This is a genomic window from Conexibacter sp. DBS9H8 (assembly GCF_023330685.1).
In the GTDB taxonomy this organism is placed as follows: Bacteria; Actinomycetota; Thermoleophilia; order Solirubrobacterales; family Solirubrobacteraceae; genus Palsa-465.
In genome coordinates this window covers 1,066,456-1,082,945 of sequence record NZ_CP097128.1, presented here as the reverse complement: position 1 = coordinate 1,082,945, position 16,490 = coordinate 1,066,456, and the positions used below count along the sequence as shown (strand labels likewise).

Below are 16,490 nucleotides of genomic sequence, written 5' to 3'. Positions count from 1 at the left end.
ACGATCAGGCTCGCGGGACGACCTCAATCGTGCTCCGGCGGTGGGCGCCAACCGGGATTACACGATTTGGGTCGCTGCGCAGACGGCACGCGGGAGCGGCTCGCCCGTTCGCGGGGGTCGACCCGACCGCAGGTATCCGGCACGCCCACCGAAACGGTCGAACGGTCTACACGGGTCTACACGGCGATCAGCGGCGCGGTCACCCGGTCATCGGACGGTGGCACGTATGGGCCCGGCTTGGGAGCCGGCCGGCCACCGGGAAAGGCGAGGCGCAGGATCGTCCGCTGGACCGTGCCGAGCTGGTGGGAGAAGCGTCCGGTGTTGTAGGGCAGGCGGTGGCGTTCGCAGATCTCCTTCACCTTCGGGGCGATCTGGCCGTAGCGACTCGAGGGCATGTCGGGAAACAGGTGATGTTCGACTTGGTAGCCGAGGTTGCCTGAGAGGACGTGGAAGATCGGCGAGCCCTCGATGTTCGCCGCACCGAGCAGTTGGCGCAGGTAGAACGCGCCACGGGTCTCCTCCGCCGTCTCCTCCTCACTGAAGGTGTAGGTCTGGTCGGGAAAGTGACCGCAGAAGATGATCGCGTAGGACCACACGTTGCGGATCAGGTTTGCGGTGAAGTTCGCCGTCAGGGTCGTCTTGAACCCACGGGGGCCCGACAGGGCGGGGAAGGCGACGTAATCCTTGATCACCTGCCGCCACGCCTTGTGACCGATCGCGCGCACCTGACGGCGCAGCTCATCCATGTCCTTGGTCCCCGCGCGGATCGCCTCGACGTCAAGGTCATGGACCGCCACCCCCCACTCGAAGAACGCGGCGAGCAGCAGGTTGTAGACGGGCTGGAGGAGGTAGACCGGGTGCCAGGGCTGGTGCGGGTCGATCCGCATGATCTCATAGCCGAGGTCCTTGTCCTTGCCGCGGATGTTGGTGAAGGTGTGGTGGACGTAGTTGTGGGAGTGCTTCCACGCCTCCGCCGGGGAGGCGGTGTCCCAGTCCCAGGTGGCCGAGTTGATCTTCGGGTCGGCCATCCAGTCCCACTGGCCGTGCAGGACGTTGTGCCCGATCTCCATGTTCTCGAGGATCTTGGCGATACCGAGCACGGAGGTGCCAAGCAGCCAGGCGGGTCGGTACCGGCTCCCGAGCAGGATCGCCCGGGAGAGGAGCGCGAGCTGGCGGTGCAGGGCGATCACCGTGCGGATGTACGTCGCGTCCTTGTCGCCGAGGCTCGCGAACACCTCGTCGTGGATCGCGTCGAACTCGGCCCCGATCGCCTCGATCTCCTCCGGGCTGAGTCGGGCGAGCGGGCTTTCGATCATCGATTCAGAGGGCATCTGGTCTCCTTGTTCGGCGAATGTGGGCTCATCAAACGGCGCGCGCGTCACAGCTCGAGGGCAACCGGCCCGTCGGGACAGTTGACGCACGTTCTGATCTCGGTGCCCGCGTGCGTGAGCTCGCCGGTGCGCAGGTCACGGACCGACCCCTCCACGAGCCGCCCCGTGCAGGTGTGACAGATCCCCATGCGGCAGCCGTAGGGAAGGTCCAGACCCGCCGCCTCCCCGGCGAGCAGGATCGGGGTGACCCCATCACATTCGACTTCCGTACCCGCGCGGATGAAGCGGATCTGGCCGCCCCGCCCGGTCCGGTCACCGAGGACGAAGTGCTCGAAGGACTCGACGTGGAGACGGTCGACGAGGCCGGCGGCGCGGTAGTGGTCGCTGAGCGCGTCGAGCATCGGCCCGGGCCCGCAGGCGTAGCACTCACGCTCACGCCAGTCCGGGCAGCGATCGTCGAGGTCGGCGGGGCTGAGCCGCCCCTGCTCCCCGGTCACCTGCAGCTCGAGGTGGTAGCGGGGGTCCCGCTCGGCGAGGGCCTGCAGCTCTGCGGCGAAGATCGCCCCGGTCGGCGTGCGAGCGGAGTGGAGGTGGACGGTATCGGGCAGCTCGCCGGCGCGACGGAGACCGCGGAGCATCGCCATCACCGGCGTGATGCCGCTGCCGGCGGTGAGGAACAGCAGCCGCGGCGGGGTCGACTCGGGCAGGGTGAACTCGCCCTCGACCTCACCGAGGGTGACGATCGCCCCGGTCGCCTGGGGCCCGTGCAGCCAGTTCGAGACGACGCCGTCCGCGGTGCGCTTGACCGTGATCGTGATCTGGCCGTCGGGCCGGGCGGCGTCGCTGGAGAGCGAGTAGGCGCGCCATTGACGTTTGCCGGCGATGTCGAAGCCGATCCGCAGGTACTGACCGGCCCGGTGCCCGCGCCAGCGAAACCCGGGCGTGATGTCGACGGTCACGGTGTCATCGGTCTCGGGGTGGATCCGCTCGATCCGTCCGCGCAGCTCCGTGGTCGACCACAGCGGCGAGATCAGCTCGAGGTAGTCGTCGAGCTCCAACGGCCAGGTGAAGTATTCGAGCCCGCGGACGACGTATCGGGCCAGTCGCGGCATGTGCACCCGTGCGCCCTGTTCCGGCATCCACCCTCTCCTTTCACTGATTCACGCCCCTTACCCGATCATGCCCGGTCCGAGGAGCGCGTGCGCCGGATACCCTGAGCCGACCGGGGCACAGGTGCGCCCGATGCCCTGACCCGGTTGCCGCGATGCGGGGGAGCGTCAGCCCCGCCGTCGGCCGACCCGCTCGCCGAGCAGCCGGGCCGCCCGGCGCGGAGAGGCGCGCGCCCGCCAGGCGTTGTCGTAGAAGCGGGTGTCCCAGAACCATTCGGACACGAGCGGGCGGGCCGGGGCGAGCTCGGAGTCGGAGAGGAACCGGCTGAAACCCGCCGCCTCACGGCGGGCACGGGAGAAGATCGCGCCGGGCGGATCGTGGGTGTGGTCGTGCTCGACGAGCAGGGACGGGTCGAGGATGCCAACGCGGCCCTCTGTGAGAGCCCAGTGGCGTCCCCACTCGCGGTCCTCCGCCGCGGGCAGGTCCTCCCGGAAGGGACGTCGTTCCCACAGTTGGGCCCGAAACGCGCCCGCAGCGTTGGAGTAGCCCCACCGCGGGTAGCCGCCAGCGAGGCGCGCGTCAAAGCGAACGGGCCGGCGCAGGAGGGAGCCGTCGGGCCAGTAGCGCTCGCCACACACCCAGGCGACCGCCGGATCGCTGAAGGGGGCCGAGATCCGCTCGAGCCAGTCCGGGTCGCGGATGAAGGCGTGGGCGGAGAGCGCGACGCGAACGTCGCCGCGAGCACGGGAGGCCCCGAGGTTGAGTGCCCGGCCGAAGCTGAAGCGCTCGGTTGAGATCCGCACCACCTCCGCCCCGTGCCGACGGGCGACCGCCGCCGAACCGTCGACGGAGTCGTTGTCGACGACGATCACCTCCGCGCCCTCCCCGACGCCCGTCTGGGCGCGGAGGAGCTCGAGGCAGCGATGCAGGGCGTCGGCCTCATCACGGACCCGCACGATCACGCTGATGCTCACCCCCGGGACGCTAGCGGCAGCGGCGGTGGGGGCGGCGGCGGCGGCGACCCGTCGCCCGCGGCGGCGGGGCCAGCGGGGCCGGCGGGGGCGGCGGCGGGGGCGGCGACCCGTCGCCCGCGGCGGCGGGGCCGGCGGGGGCGGCGAACCGTCGCCCGCAGCCGAGTGCGCCCATGCCGGCCGCCGGTCCCTACCATGACCCTACGGGTGTCCAGGCACCCGGCCGCATGCTTGACCACGTCGATCAACCCCTGCTGTCCACGACTGAGCCGCCGCGCCCGGCCGCGTCGATCTTCGACATCGAGATCGACCTCGCCGAGCCACAGCAGATGCTCGCGACGATCTCCCGCTGGGCCGCGCATGGTCTCTCCCGGCGGGTGATGTACGTCAACGCCCACGTCGTCAACCAGAGCCGGTCCAACCCGGCGCTCGCCGCCGCCCTCAAGCGGGCCGACCTCGTCTACTGCGACGGGTACGGGGTCCGCCTCGCCGCCCACTTCCTCGACCGGCCCGTCCCCCACCGGATGACCGGGGCGGACTGGATCTGGGATCTCGCGAGCCTGTGTGAGCTCGCCAGCCAGCCGATCTACCTGCTCGGCTCCGAGCCGCCGATCGCTCGCGAGGCCGCCGCCAAGCTGCGACGCTGGTACCCGCAGCTCGACGTGACCGGTGCCCACCACGGCTTCTTCGAGCTCGGCTCCCCGCACAACGATCGGGTGATCGAGGACATCAACGCGCACCCGGCGGCGATCGTCCTCGTCGGGATGGGCACCCCCAAGCAGGAACTTTGGGTCGACCGCTACGCCGGCGCGCTGAACGGGTCGGTTGTGTGGACGGTCGGCGCTCTGTTCGACTACGTCTCCGGCCACGTGCCGCGGGCCCCGCGGTGGCTGGCCGACAACGGCTGGGAGTGGGTGTTCCGGCTCGCCCTCGAACCCCAGCGGATGTGGCGGCGCTACCTGCTCGGCAACCCGGTGTTCCTCTCCCGGGTGATCGCCGAGGCCCGCCGCCGGCGCGGGCACTGACGCGCCGATCTCCCGCCCGTCCCACCCGTCCCACCCGTCCCGTCCGCCCGCCGGAGCGCCGCCGCTACCCGTGCGGACGACCCGCCCCGAGCAGCATCGCGGCGGCGATGAGCAGCCGCAGCGACCAGAGGACGGTGCGCACCCAGTTGGTGACCACGAGCCGCCGGATGAGCGTGAGGTCCCGCCCGCGGCTGAGCCGGCCATGCAGCGGCGACTGGACCAGCCCGGTGCTCACCCACAGGAGGAGCAGGCACGCGACCCCGGCCGCCGCGAGGGCGGCGCTGACGCGGCCGGGACGGTCGAGCAGGATGATCACCGCGGTGACCGCCTCAGCCAGCATCGGCGGCCCGACGACCCAGGCGGTCCGGCGCGTGTTCGCCGTCTCATAGGCGACGAACTCGCTCGAGCCGACGCGCGCCAGCAGCGGATAGTGGACGAGCTGGACGAACCAGATGATCGCGACCATCGCGGCGGTCGCCGCCAGCTGGACGGTGAGCAGGAGCGCGACGGCGCCGGTCATCGGCCATCCTCCTCCCGGGAGAGCCAGTCCGCCGCGGCGACCGGGTCGCCGCCGAGGCACGCAGCGCCCCAGCGCGCGGCGAGCACGGCGTCCGCCCCCGGTCCGGTGATCAGCAGCCGGTGGCGGCCGGCGAGCGCACGCACCTCGCTGTCGGTGAGGTCGTCGAACCGCTCGGGCGTCATCGCCGCGAGGACGACGAGGTCGGCGCCGACGGTTCCGGCCGCGCCCGCGACGCTGTCGAGCGGCGTGTCGGCGCCGAGCAGCGTCACCGCCCAGCCGCGACGCTGGAGCAGGACCGAGAAGATCGTCAGCGTGATGTCGTGGTGCTCGCCGGGCGGGCAGGCGAGCACCGCCCGGCCGCGCTGGTCAGACGTCAGCCCCCTGCTGAAGGCGAGCAGCCGCCCGCGCAGGAGGTGGGTGGCGAGATGTTCCTCCGCAACGGAGGTCTCCCCCCGCTCCCACCGCCGCCCGACGTCCTCTAAGTAGGGGAGAAAGACCCCGCGCACCAGGGTCTCGAGCGAGAAGCCGGCACAGAGCCGCTCGAGCGCGCGTTCGGCCGCCGCGGGATCGAGACGGCCGAAGGCACGGACGAGCTCCGCGGCGCCGTCAGCGATCTCCGAGCCGTCCCGCAGCGGCGATGGGACCGTCGACCCGCCGCCCGTGTCTGCCGCCTTCGGCTCCGCCCCCGACCCCAGCCCCCCGTCGCCCACGTCTGCCGGCCCCCGCCCGTCGCCCACGTCTGCCGGCCCCCGCCCGTCAACGCTCACCTCAGCCGATCCGGGCTCCCCGACGAGCATGATCGCGGCCGCCCGACCGGCCGACAGCCCCGTGGCGATCTGGGCCTGCACCCGCTCGATCCGGCGCAGGTCCTCCAGCGAATACAGCCGCGTGCCGCCGGGTGAACGCTGCGGCGAGACGACCCCGTAGCGGCGCTCCCAGGCCCGGATCACCGCCGGCGACAGGCCGGTGCGCCGCGCGAGCTCACCGATGTGAAACAAGGGCTCCACTACGTCAATATTATCTCTACAGATACGCTGGGACCGTTACTATCTCAACACGATCTGAACAACGTCCGCTGGAGGCGGCGCGTATGACATGCACCTCAGCCCCGATGCCGAACCTCGCCGAGACACGCCGTCCCGAGTCCGGAGCTCCCCGGTGAGCGCGACGGACGGCACGCCGCTCACCGGCGCGACCGTGCTGCTGACGGGTGCAAGCGGCGGGCTCGGCAGCGCGCTCGCCGCCGCCCTCGACCAGCGCGGCGCCATCGTCACCGCCGTCGGCCGGGACGCGAACCGACTCAACCTCCTCCCGGCCCGCGGCGGCCGGCTCGTCGCCGACCTGTGCGACTCGGACGCCTGTGAGGAGGCGGTCGAACTGGCGAGCGAGGCGACCGGCTCCCTCGACGTGCTGATCAACGCGGTCGGGGTCGTCGCCTTCGGTCCCGCGACAGATCTGTCAGCCGTCGTCCTCCGGGAACTGCTCGAGATCAACGTCCTCGTTCCAATGCTGCTCGCCCGGGCGGCCCTGCCGCAGATGAGCCGCGGGGGAACACTGGCGAACATCTCCGGTGTGATCGCCGAGCCGGGGAGGGCGATGGCGCACATGGCCGCCTACGCCGCATCCAAGGCGGCCGTTCGCGGCTTTGATGAGGCCCTCGCCCGCGAGGCCCGCCGCCTCGGGGTGCGCGTGCTCGACGTGCGCCCGCCCCACACGGAAACGGGGCTGGCGACCCGCGCGCTCGCCGGCCAGGCTCCGGCGCTGCCGCGCGGCCTCGACCCCGCCGACGTCGCCGAGACGATCTGTGAGGCGATCGAATCGGGGGCGCGAGAGCTGCCCTCGGAGGCGTTCGGGTCATGAGCGATGTGATCGTCGTCGGCGCCGGGGTCGCCGGCCTCGTCTGCGCAGCCGACCTCGTCCGGGCCGGGGTCGACGTGACCGTGCTCGAGGCCTCCGACGGGATCGGCGGTCGCGTGCGCACCGACCAGATCGACGGCTTCCGCCTCGACCGTGGTTTCCAGATCCTCCTCAGCGCCTATCCGCAGGTGCGCCGGCGCCTCGACCTCGAGGCACTCGGGGTCAGCCCGTTCACCTCCGGCGCGCTCGTGCGGACCGCCGCGACGGACACGACCGCCGCACTCGCCCGTCTCGCCAACCCGCTGCGCCACCCCCAGGACCTGCTCGCCACCGTCCGCTCACCGGTCGCGACGGTCGCGGACAAGCTCGCCCTCACCCGGCTCGTCCTCGACGTCTGTGCGACCCCGCCACGGCAGCTCCTGCGCCGGCCGGACACGACGACGGGGGAGCGACTCCGTCGCGCGGGCTTCTCGGCCCGGTTCACGGACGCGTTCTGGCGGCCGTTCTTCGCGGGCATTCAGCTCGACCCGGAGCTCGCGGTGTCCTCCCGGCGTTTTGACATCACCCTGCGGATGCTCGCCCTCGGCCGCACCGGGGTCCCGCGGGCGGGGATCGGCGCGATCCCCGCCCGGCTCGCCGCCCCGATCCCCCCGGACCGGCTCAGGCTCGCCACCCCGGTCCGCGAGGTGTCGGCCACCGGGGTGCTGACCGCCGCCGGGGAGCGGCTCGGCGCCCGCGCCGTCGTTGTCGCCACCGACGGCCCAAGTGCCCACCGGCTGATCGGCGCCACCGTCCCCGACCCCGGCTCACGCCCGGTCGCCGCCTGCTGGTTCTCCCTGCGGGCCGCCCCGGTGCGCGGCCCGTGGCTGCTGCTCGACGGGGTCAGCGGCGGCCCGGCCGCCAACGTCGTCGTGATGAGTGAGGTGGCTCCCAGCTACGCCCCGCCGGGCCGGGCGCTCGTCGTCGCCGCGGTCCCCGGCCCCGCCGCGACCGACCCCAACCTCGGCGAACGGGTCCGCGACCAGCTCGCCGGCTGGTTCGACGCCGACCGGTCCGACCTCGAGCTGATCCGCACCGACGTGATCCCCCACGGCCAGCCCGACCAACGCCCGCCGCTGCCCATCCGGCGCCGCGTCGAGATCGGCGGCGGCCTGTTCGTCTGCGGCGACCACCGCGACACCGCCTCCCTGCAGGGCGCGATGTTCAGCGGCGAGCGGACCGCCGCCGCGGTCCGGCGCCGCCTCGACCACACCGCGCGATGAGCGGCGCCGAGGTGCTCGACCGTCTCCTCGACCGTACGATCGTGCTCGGCTACTCGCGGCCCGGCTACCACCTGCGCGCCCGCCACTGGCCGGACGCCGATGGCCTCCCCCGCCTCGACGGGCGGCGGATCGCGGTGACCGGCGCGACCTCCGGCCTCGGGGAGGCGACCGCACAGGCGCTCGCCGGGCTCGGTGCCGAGGTGGCGCTGCTTGTGCGCTCCACCGAGCGGGGGGCGGAGGTGGCGCGCTCGATCGCCGGGGCCGGCCCGGCAGCCGGCCCCGGTGCCATCAGCGTCCATGCCTGCGACCTCAGTTCGCTCGCGTCGGTGCGGGCGTGTGCGGCGGAGCTCGTCGCGGACGGGCGCCCGCTCGACGGGCTGATCAACAACGCAGGGGTGATGGCGCCACAGCGGACGCTGTCAGCCGACGGGATCGAGCTCACCTTCGCGACCAACGTCGTCGGACCGTTCCTGCTCACCAACCTGCTCGTCGGGGCGCTCGCCGCCGCGCCGGCCGGTCGAGTGGTGACGGTCTCCTCCGGGGGGATGTACGGTCAGCGGATCGACGTCGGCGACCTGCAACGTGAACGTGACTACCGAGCGGTCAGCGCCTATGCCGCGAGCAAGCGGGCGCAGGTGATCCTCACCGGGCTGTGGGCCCGGCGCTGGGCCCCGATCGGGGTTGGCGCCCACGCGATGCACCCCGGGTGGGCCGACACCCCCGGGGTGCGCGACGCGCTGCCGCGCTTTCACCGGCTCACCCGCCCGCTGCTGCGGACCCCGGCGGAGGGGGCGGACACGACGGTGTGGCTGGCCGGCGCCGACCCGGCGGTGCTCGGCAGCGGCGGCTTCTGGCATGACCGGCGCCGGCGTCCGGTTCACCTGCTTGCCCGCACCCGGGAGACGGAGGCCGAGCGTGCGGGGCTGTGGCGGCAGCTGTGCGCGCTCAGCGGATGGCGAGAGGCCGGGTCAGTCGCAGGTGCCGGTTCGACGGCGGTGCGCGATCGGGGTGGGGTCGGGTGAGCACGGTCCTCGTCACCGGGGCGACGGGCTTTGTCGGCGGGCGCCTCAGCCGGCGCCTGCTCGGCGAGGGGGTCGGCATCCGCTGCCTCGTCCGTGACCCGTCGAGCCCGCGGGCGCGCGAGCTCGCCCGCGCCGGGGCGGAGCTGCGCCGCGGCGACGTGCTCGACGCCGGCAGCCTGCGCGGTGCGGGGGAGGGGATCGACGTCGCCTACTACCTCGTGCACTCGATGGGCCGGGGTGGCGACGGTCACTTCGCCGCGCGGGAACGGCGGGCGGCGACCTCGTTTGCCGAGATGGCCGCGCGGGAGGGCGTCGGCCGGGTGATCTACCTCGGCGGCCTCGGGGAGCGGCCCCACTCCGCCCACCTGCGCTCCCGCCATGAGACCGCTCAGATGCTCGCCGAGCACGGTCCGCCGCTCACCTACTTCCGGGCGGGGATGGTCGTCGGACCGGAGTCGGAGTCCTACCGGACGCTGCGCTACCTCGTCCAACGGCTGCCGGCGATGATCGCCCCGGCCTGGCTGAAGAACGCGACCCAGCCGATCGGGATCGATGACGCGCTCGCGTACCTCGCCGAGGCCCGGACCGTCACGGCGTCGGCCGGGCGGGAGGTCCAGATCGGTGGGCCGGACGTGCTCGCCTACGGGGAGATGCTCGACCGGATGGCGGCCGTGCTCGGCCTGCCCCAGCGTCCGCGGATCCCGGTGCCGTTCATCACGCCGTGGCTGTCGTCGCTGTGGATCGGACTCGTGACCCCTGTCGATGCGGGGGTCGCCCGGCCGCTCGTGGAGGGGTTGGCGATCCCGACGGTCGTCAACGATCCCTCCGGGATGTCCCTCTTCGACATCCGTCCGGTCGGCTTCGATGAGGCGCTGCGCCGGGCGGTCGCCGAGGATCCGGAGCTCGCCCGGCGGGGGTAGGGCGGGCGGCTCGGGCGGGCGGGCGGGCGGCTCAGGCGGCTGGCGGGCGGCTGGCGGGCGGCTGGCGGACGACGGGCGACGGGCGACGGGCGACGGGCGACGGGGCGGACCCAACGGCGGGGGACTAATGCGTTCCCACGACACATTTCTCCCCCGTCGTTGCCGTGAGCGCGCCCGAGGAGGGCGGGGCGCGGCCAGTCAGGGGTCCCCGGGGCCCCCGACAGAGGACGCTCAGGGCTGCACGAGCCGCGTCGAGGCGGTCTGGGCGACCCCGTCATCCCGAGCGGGCCAGTCGATCCGGCGGAGGACGAAGAGCTGGTTGGCAAACAGCGGAGGGTTGACGGTGAACCGCGGTGCGGGGATCGGCACGCCGGTCGCCGGGTTGATCGCCAGGGCGAGGGAGTAGTCGGCACGGAAACCCGGGGCGGCGTGGGCGTAGGTCGTGTTCAGCACCGGCTCATAGCTGTCGACCGGGTGGCCGGCGAGCATCTGCACCGCCCACAGCTGCATGCCGCCGTCCCCGGGCGGGATGTCGACCCGGACGCTCGCCCCCCGCGGCAGCGCGTGGGCCCATTGGCGGATCTGGAAGAGCTGGGGGGTGACCTGCTCGTTCTGGCTGACCGCGTCGGTGCGGTCGAAGCTGACCGCCCCGGAGACCCACAGCAGGAGCCCGACCGCCGCGACCCAGCGGATCCAGCCGGGCCGGCTGAGCCGGGAGAAGATCCCGGCGGCGGCGAGGCTGAGGACGATCAGGCCCATGAAGGAGAGGTGCTTGAAATCCATATAGGGGCCAGAGGCGGTGAGCCGGAAGCGAAGGTCGAGCAGGAGCAGGGCGGCGATCACGACACCGACGCTGACCCGCAGCCGGGGGCCAAGGCGCCAGCATCCGTAGGCGGCGGCGATCAGCACGAGGATCGCGCTCAGCGGCCCACCGCCGGTGCCCGCGAACGTGCTGTAGCTGATGAAGTGGGTGACGTCCCCGCCCCATAGGGCGCTGTTGGGCGTCAGCAGCTGGACGATCGCCTCCTTGAGCTTGAGCACGCTCCCGATCACCGCCGGGGTGAGCAGGGCGAGCACGGCGACCGCGGCGAGCCAGCCACGGGCGCCGCTGACCCGGGGCAGGCGCGGCCGCTGCCAGTTGACCGCGAGCACGGCGGCGAGGATGACAAGCGGGTAGGGGATCGCCAGCGGGTAGGCGAACCACAGCATCAGCAGCATCACCACGCAGGCGATCGCACTCGTCCCGTCCCGGGATTCGATCGCCTGCCAGCCGAACAGGAGCGCGTAGGGGAGCATCGCGGTGCCCCACAGCTGGTTCCAGTACGGGTGCCAGGCGAGGTACTGGAGGATCCAGGTGAAGCCGATCAGCGCCGCGATCGCCGGGCCTGACCAGGCGGGGGCACGGAAGCAGCGGACCGCGACGAGGGCGAAGCCGACGGCGGTGATGAGCACGAGCAGCGCCGAGAGCACCGGGAAGACCCGGATCGGATCGGCGTGGAGCAGGTTGGCGACCGCGGCGAGCGGATAGAAGATCGGGTACCGGAACCGCCAGGCCTGGGGGACGACGTTCGGCGGCAGCGCGTTGTCGGTGTGCGTCGGCGGGATGTGCTGGAAGAGGACGGCGATCCCGACGACCTGACTCGAGTCGGGGTTCTGGCCGTAGATGGTCAGCGCCCCGGTCCGCCACGCCGGAATCATCAGGACGAGAAAGAGGATGCCGAGCACGGCGGCCCAGATCGCGAGATCTCCGCGCTGGGCCGCCGCCCAGGCACCGGCGAGGCGGTCAGCGCCCCCCGGGCCGACCGCCGCCACCCCGGCACTCGGGCCTCGCGGCCCGCTTCGCCCGCGCGCCGCGACTCCGGCGTCCGAGCCGGCCTCCACCCCGGCAGCGGCCCGCTCACGCCGGCGCACCCACCAGGAGGCGCCGAGCCCGAGCGCGAGGGTGAGCCACAGGCTCACGTGCAGGGGGACGAAGGCGACCCCGAAGGCCATCAGCACGATCCCGCTCGCCGCCGCGCCGAAGGCGACGGTCAGCAGCGGACGGACCGTCCGCCAGGCCGGCGGGACGAGCAGCACGGCCAGGGCGTCCCCGCACACCGCGCACAGGAGGACCGAGCCGGCCCCGATCAGCACCGTCTGAGGGAGTGCGTGGGGGTGGTAGGCGCCGGCCCCGAGCGCGAGCGCGAGCGCGAGGGCGCCGCAGATCACCGGGATCCACCAGGCCCGCCGCGGGCGCACGCTTCCGCCGGGTCCGGCGACGAGGCCCCGCACCGGGGACAGGACGGTCACGCCGCCACCCTCTCAGCCGCGCGGACGGCCGCCGCGAGCCGCGGCGCAATCGCCTCGGGGGCGAACGCACGCAGGCGCTCACTGCCGCGGCGGATCAGCTCCTGGGCGAGCGGCGCGTCCTCGGCGAGGAGGGCGATCAGCTCGGCGACGACGACCGGGTCGGCGTCGGGGACGAGCAGGGCCGCGTCCCCGGCGACCTCGGGGATCGCTCCGGCGGGCCGGGCGATCACCGGCACGCCGAAACTGAAGGCCTCCAGCAGCGGGATGCAGAAACCCTCGTGCTCAGACAGGCAGAGGAACACGTCTGCGCCACGGTAGCGGGCGGCGAGCTCGGCCTCCGACAGCCCGCTCTCGATCGTCACCGCCCCCGGCGCGTACCGATCCGCGAGGGCGCGGAGCTCCTCGACGTAGCGCTCACCGATCGGATCCCCGACGAGGGTGAGCACCGCGGCGGGGTCGTGCACGCGCCGGTACAGCCCGAAGGCACGGATCACCTCGTCCTGTCGCTTGTGCGGGGAGAGCCGTCCGACGAAGAGGACGCGGATGCCCGCGGTCCGGCGGGCGGTGCCGGTGACCACCGGGTCACCGGCACCGAGACGCGCCCGGTCGAGCAGCAGGTGGACGACCACCGTGTTCGCCGCCCCGTAGGCGGCGAGCTCGCCGGCGTTGAAGGCGGAGTCCGCGGCGGTCGCGTCGGCGGCGGCGACAAGCGCGGTGAGCTGGTCACGACCGAGCTGGCAGTGGGCGGCCAGGCCCGGCACGTCAACCCAGAACCAGGCGGCCGGGGTGACATTGTGGTAGAGCAGCAGCTTGCGGCCAGGGAGGGTCAGCACGTCATCGAGCCGCGGCCAGCCGGCCGAGTGGTGCAGGAGGACGACGTCGTCGGGGGCGGGCGTGAGCGCGGCCGCCGGCTGGATCGGCGCGTCGAGGCGCGGGTGGATCCGGTAGGCGTGGTCCTCCCCACCCCAGCCCCAGGCGGTGAAGTGGGCGCGGAACACCCCGGCCTCGGTGGTGATCGCGTCGTGGGGGCCGGCGCCGGAGAGGAGCTGGTGAACGACGGTCACCGCAACCCCCCGACCGAGGTCTCAGGCGCGCCGTCGGGGTGGGCCGCGGGGTCGGCGGGCGCGGAGGAGGGTGGGCCGGCGGCGGGGTCGGCGGGCGCGGAGGAGGGTGGGCCGGCGGCGGCATCGACGGGCGCCGCGACGACGACGGGCGTTGCGACGACGACGGGCGTTGCGGGCGTTGCGTCGGCGAGCGCGCGCTCGAGGGCGTCGATGCGTTCCTCGAGGGTCCGCACGTAGTTGAGCGCGAGCAGGTTGAAGCGGGACTGGTCGGCGATCAGCTGGGCGTGGAACTGGTAGAGGAGCCGGACGAGGCCGCGCTTGAGCCAGGTGATCGGCGCGCCGACCCGGCGCACCGAGCGGATCTCATAGCCGGTCGGGTCGGGGACCGCCCACTCCGACAGCCGGGCGCGGATCCGGTCATAGGGCGGGCCCAGCCGGGTCGGCGAGACCTCCCCGTAGCGATCCCGGCGGGCGTGGGCGGCCGCTCGGGCCCGGTCGAGGGCGTCCTCGGGTGTGGTCATGTTCCCGCCGCCTCCTCCTCATCCCGGACGAGGGCGCGGTAGCGGGCAAGCCCGTCGGCGACCTCCCCGTCGAAGACGACGTGACCGTGATCAAGGACGATCACCCGGGCACAGGCGCGTTCGATCGACCGAAGGTCGTGGGAGACGAGCACGAGCGTCGCGCCGGCGGTGATCCGCGACGCGATCCGGGTCAGGCACTTTCGCTGGAACCCCTCGTCGCCGACGGCGAGCACCTCGTCGATGAGCATCACGTCGGCATCGAGGTGGACGGCGATGGCGAAGCCGAGGCGCAGCAGCATCCCCTGTGAGTAGGTGCGGATCGGCACGTCGATGAAGTGCCCGAGCTCGGAGAAGGCGACGATCTCCGCCATCCGCGCGTCAATCGCCGCCTGGCCGAACCCATACAGCGCGCCCTGCAGGTAGATGTTCTCGCGCCCGGAGAAGTCACGGGAGAAGCCGGCGGCGAGCTCGAGCAGGGAGACGACCCGTCCGCCGCAGTCGGCGCGGCCGCTGTGGAGCGGGATGATCCCGGCGAGGACCTTCAGCGTCGAGGTCTTGCCCGCGCCGTTGCGGCCGATGATCCCGACCGTCTCCCCCGGGCGGATCCGCAGGTTCACGTCGACGAGCGCGGGGATCCGCTCGGGCCCCTCGGACCGGCGGCGCGAGACGAGGCCCCGGAGCGTGCCCGCGGCGTCCGCGCGGACGTCAAAGGTGCGACAGGCGTGCTCGAGCCGGATCTCCCCGGGCGCGAGGGGGATCGTGGCGGCCGCGGGCTCGGTGAGCAGCGGGACGCTCACAACACCACCGCCAGCTCCCCCTGGAGCCGGTCAAACAGGATCCGCCCGACGGTGAGGGAGACCGCGGCGGCGACGAGCCCGTAGAGAATCCGGCCAAGTCCCGGCCCCGAGCCGCCATAGATGATCGCCCGCAGGCCCTCGAGGAAGGGGGCGATCGGGTTCACCCAGTTGAGCACGGTCCCGACCCACGGGTGGCGGTGCACGAAGCTGAACTTGGAGGTCTCGAAGTAGATCGGGGTGAGAAAGAACAGCGGCAGCAGCCCAGCTTGGATGATCGGCAACACGTCCCGGAAGTAGGCGTGCAGAACCGAGACGGCAAGGGCGAGGCCGAGCACGAACCCGTACAGGCAGACGATGAACACGGGCACGAGCACGAGCCACGGGGTCCAGCTCCCCCGGATGACGAGCGTGATCAGGGCTACGGGGAGCAGCACGGCGGCGAGGGTGACGAGCTGGACGGTGACCGTCGCGGCCGGAATCGCCTCCCGCGGGAACCGGGCCTTGCGGACGAGGCTGCCCTGGAGAATGAGCGAGTCCGCCGCCGCGGTGAGCGACGTCTGAAAGAACGTCCACACCGACAGGCCGACCATCAGGAACAGCGGGTAGTCGGGGACGCGGGCGACCTTGAGGATCGCCCCGAACATCAGCGTGTAGGCGCCCATCATCACGAGCGGGTTGACGAGGTACCAGAGGATCCCAAGGGCGGAGCCCTTGTACTTCTGGCGCAACTCGCGGCGCACGAGCTGGGTGAAGAGGAAGCGGTAGGACAACATGGAGGCTCGGCGCGACCCGGCCGCCTGGCGTGAGGCGGCCCGGTCCACCGGGATTATCAGGTTTCCAGCATCAGTGTCACGGGACCGTCGTTGATCAGCGCCACCGCCATGTCCGCACCGAAGACTCCACGGCGGGCCCCCAGCCGCGCACAGAACCGTTCATAGAGGGGCTCGGCCTGGGCGGCGGGGGCCGCCGCGCCCCACGAGGGCCGGTGACCCCGGCGGGTATCCCCGTACAGGGTGAACTGGCTGACGGCGAGCACCTCGCGGTCTCCGAGCGGCGCGTTCATCGCCCCGCCGGCGTCCGGGAAGATCCGCAGGGCGACGACCTTGACCGCGAGGCGGTCGACGTCCGCCTCCGTGTCGGCATGGGTGATCCCGAGCAGGACGAGCAGCCCGGGGCCGATTGCCGCGACCCGCTCCCCGGCGACGCTGACGGACGCCTCGCTCACCCGCTGGATGAGCGCCCTCAGAGCAGCCGCTCCATCGCCACGTGACGGATGCCCGCCTCCACGAACTCTCGTCCGGTGACGACGTAGCCCGCCTTGTCATAGAGCGACCGGGCGTACGTCTGGGCATGGAGGACGATGCGGTTGGCACCACCCGCGCGGGTCTCCGCATCCGTCGCTCGCAGCAGCTCACTGGCGATCCCGGACCGGCGGGCGCTCTTGGCGACCGCGAGCCGGCTGAACTGCACCGTCGCGCCGACGAACACGAGCCGGCAGGTGCCGAGCAGGTGGCCGTCGTGGACGGCGATCAGGTGCAGGGCGTCATGGTCGCGGCCGTCGCGCTCCTCATGCCGAGGGACCCCCTGCTCCTTGCAGAAAACCTCATAGCGCAGCGCCATCGCCGCCGCGAGCTCCTGGCGGGTCTGGACCCGTCGGATCTCAAAGGCCGGGCTCTGCGGGGTGTACGGCGCTTCAATGCCCACCCCTGGAAGCTTGACAGACGGACGGTCTGCTTAAATGCACTCCATCTTCCTGCCCGGCCACGGCGGAGGGGGGTGCGAACCGCTTCGGGGAACCCTC

At 72.8% G+C, this 16,490-nt stretch carries 17 protein-coding genes; 5 read left to right on the top strand and 12 right to left on the bottom strand.

All coding sequences use genetic code 11. From position 1 onward, the window contains the following. Positions 1-176: 176 nt before the first annotated feature. The 3 genes from M3M55_RS05095 to M3M55_RS05085 all read right to left on the bottom strand — a co-directional run bounded on the left by M3M55_RS05095 (position 177) and on the right by M3M55_RS05085 (position 3,415). On the bottom strand, positions 177-1,331 hold the full coding sequence (locus M3M55_RS05095; RefSeq protein WP_249011747.1) for an acyl-CoA desaturase: 1,155 nt from the start codon (positions 1,329-1,331) through the stop codon (positions 177-179). A 47-nt stretch (positions 1,332-1,378) separates the two neighbouring features. After that, complete coding sequence (locus M3M55_RS05090) at positions 1,379-2,470, bottom strand: ferredoxin reductase (protein ID WP_249011746.1); 1,092 nt, start codon at positions 2,468-2,470, stop codon at positions 1,379-1,381. A gap of 138 nt (positions 2,471-2,608) precedes the next feature. Next, the gene (locus M3M55_RS05085) at positions 2,609-3,415 is read right to left on the bottom strand and encodes a glycosyltransferase family 2 protein (RefSeq protein ID WP_249011745.1); all 807 of its coding nucleotides are present in this window, start codon (positions 3,413-3,415) and stop codon (positions 2,609-2,611) included. Between the two features lie 224 nt (positions 3,416-3,639). On the opposite strand from M3M55_RS05085, the gene M3M55_RS05080 reads away from it, so the two are divergent. Then, positions 3,640-4,437, top strand: coding sequence for a WecB/TagA/CpsF family glycosyltransferase (locus tag M3M55_RS05080; RefSeq protein ID WP_249011744.1), 798 nt, complete (start codon positions 3,640-3,642; stop codon positions 4,435-4,437). Positions 4,438-4,501: 64 nt separating this feature from the next. On the opposite strand, the gene M3M55_RS05075 is transcribed toward M3M55_RS05080, so the two are convergent. After that, on the bottom strand, positions 4,502-4,957 hold the full coding sequence (locus M3M55_RS05075; protein WP_249011743.1) for a hypothetical protein: 456 nt from the start codon (positions 4,955-4,957) through the stop codon (positions 4,502-4,504). Further along, positions 4,954-5,964, bottom strand: coding sequence for a MerR family transcriptional regulator (locus tag M3M55_RS05070; protein ID WP_249011742.1), 1,011 nt, complete (start codon positions 5,962-5,964; stop codon positions 4,954-4,956). Before M3M55_RS05070 ends, M3M55_RS05075 begins: the two co-directional genes overlap by 4 nt. Positions 5,965-6,115: 151 nt before the next feature. On the opposite strand from M3M55_RS05070, the gene M3M55_RS05065 reads away from it, so the two are divergent. From M3M55_RS05065 to M3M55_RS05050, 4 genes are read left to right on the top strand one after another with little or no spacing between them, the layout of a single operon-like run. Then, positions 6,116-6,817: an SDR family oxidoreductase gene (locus M3M55_RS05065; protein WP_249011741.1), complete on the top strand. Its 702-nt coding sequence runs from the start codon at positions 6,116-6,118 to the stop codon at positions 6,815-6,817. Continuing rightward, the gene (locus M3M55_RS05060) at positions 6,814-8,076 is read left to right on the top strand and encodes an NAD(P)/FAD-dependent oxidoreductase (RefSeq protein ID WP_305883317.1); all 1,263 of its coding nucleotides are present in this window, start codon (positions 6,814-6,816) and stop codon (positions 8,074-8,076) included. The genes M3M55_RS05065 and M3M55_RS05060 overlap by 4 nt, the downstream gene beginning before the upstream one ends. Continuing rightward, positions 8,073-9,098, top strand: a complete 1,026-nt coding sequence (locus M3M55_RS05055; protein ID WP_249011740.1) for an SDR family NAD(P)-dependent oxidoreductase — start codon at positions 8,073-8,075, stop codon at positions 9,096-9,098. Before M3M55_RS05060 ends, M3M55_RS05055 begins: the two co-directional genes overlap by 4 nt. After that, positions 9,095-10,018 carry an NmrA family NAD(P)-binding protein gene (locus tag M3M55_RS05050; RefSeq protein ID WP_249011739.1) on the top strand — a complete coding sequence of 308 codons (924 nt, stop codon included), beginning with the start codon at positions 9,095-9,097 and terminating at the stop codon, positions 10,016-10,018. The genes M3M55_RS05055 and M3M55_RS05050 overlap by 4 nt, the downstream gene beginning before the upstream one ends. Before the next feature lie 231 nt (positions 10,019-10,249). Here M3M55_RS05050 and M3M55_RS05045 read toward each other — a convergent pair whose 3' ends face one another. Genes M3M55_RS05045 through M3M55_RS05015 form a run of 7 tightly spaced genes read right to left on the bottom strand, consistent with a single transcriptional unit; the run spans position 10,250 to position 16,393 of the window. Beyond that, complete coding sequence (locus M3M55_RS05045; RefSeq protein WP_249011738.1) at positions 10,250-12,307, bottom strand: hypothetical protein; 2,058 nt, start codon at positions 12,305-12,307, stop codon at positions 10,250-10,252. Beyond that, a complete protein-coding gene (locus M3M55_RS05040) occupies positions 12,304-13,371 on the bottom strand; it encodes a glycosyltransferase (protein WP_249011737.1) in 1,068 nt (355 codons plus the stop codon). The genes M3M55_RS05045 and M3M55_RS05040 overlap by 4 nt, the downstream gene beginning before the upstream one ends. Then, positions 13,368-13,892: a hypothetical protein gene (locus tag M3M55_RS05035; protein WP_249011736.1), complete on the bottom strand. Its 525-nt coding sequence runs from the start codon at positions 13,890-13,892 to the stop codon at positions 13,368-13,370. The genes M3M55_RS05040 and M3M55_RS05035 overlap by 4 nt, the downstream gene beginning before the upstream one ends. Beyond that, positions 13,889-14,689: an ABC transporter ATP-binding protein gene (locus tag M3M55_RS05030; protein WP_249011735.1), complete on the bottom strand. Its 801-nt coding sequence runs from the start codon at positions 14,687-14,689 to the stop codon at positions 13,889-13,891. Before M3M55_RS05030 ends, M3M55_RS05035 begins: the two co-directional genes overlap by 4 nt. Then, entirely contained in the window at positions 14,686-15,462 is a 777-nt protein-coding gene (locus M3M55_RS05025) for an ABC transporter permease (protein WP_249011734.1), read from the bottom strand. Before M3M55_RS05025 ends, M3M55_RS05030 begins: the two co-directional genes overlap by 4 nt. Positions 15,463-15,518: 56 nt before the next feature. Further along, a complete protein-coding gene (dtd, locus tag M3M55_RS05020) occupies positions 15,519-15,935 on the bottom strand; it encodes a D-aminoacyl-tRNA deacylase (RefSeq protein WP_249012446.1) in 417 nt (138 codons plus the stop codon). Beyond that, positions 15,932-16,393 carry a GNAT family N-acetyltransferase gene (locus tag M3M55_RS05015; RefSeq protein ID WP_249011733.1) on the bottom strand — a complete coding sequence of 154 codons (462 nt, stop codon included), beginning with the start codon at positions 16,391-16,393 and terminating at the stop codon, positions 15,932-15,934. Before M3M55_RS05015 ends, dtd begins: the two co-directional genes overlap by 4 nt. Positions 16,394-16,490 lie beyond the last annotated feature (97 nt).

What these genes read in the sequence shown, in the direction of transcription:
- M3M55_RS05095 (WP_249011747.1), bottom strand. Translation starts at nt 1,331, where the DNA reads ATGCCCTCTGAATCGATGATCGAAAGCCCGCTCGCCCGACTCAGCCCG.
- M3M55_RS05090 (WP_249011746.1), bottom strand. Translation starts at nt 2,470, where the DNA reads ATGCCGGAACAGGGCGCACGGGTGCACATGCCGCGACTGGCCCGATAC.
- M3M55_RS05080 (WP_249011744.1), top strand. Translation starts at nt 3,640, where the DNA reads ATGCTTGACCACGTCGATCAACCCCTGCTGTCCACGACTGAGCCGCCG.
- M3M55_RS05075 (WP_249011743.1), bottom strand. Translation starts at nt 4,957, where the DNA reads ATGACCGGCGCCGTCGCGCTCCTGCTCACCGTCCAGCTGGCGGCGACC.
- M3M55_RS05060 (WP_305883317.1), top strand. Translation starts at nt 6,814, where the DNA reads ATGAGCGATGTGATCGTCGTCGGCGCCGGGGTCGCCGGCCTCGTCTGC.
- M3M55_RS05055 (WP_249011740.1), top strand. Translation starts at nt 8,073, where the DNA reads ATGAGCGGCGCCGAGGTGCTCGACCGTCTCCTCGACCGTACGATCGTG.
- M3M55_RS05035 (WP_249011736.1), bottom strand. Translation starts at nt 13,892, where the DNA reads ATGACCACACCCGAGGACGCCCTCGACCGGGCCCGAGCGGCCGCCCAC.
- M3M55_RS05025 (WP_249011734.1), bottom strand. Translation starts at nt 15,462, where the DNA reads ATGTTGTCCTACCGCTTCCTCTTCACCCAGCTCGTGCGCCGCGAGTTG.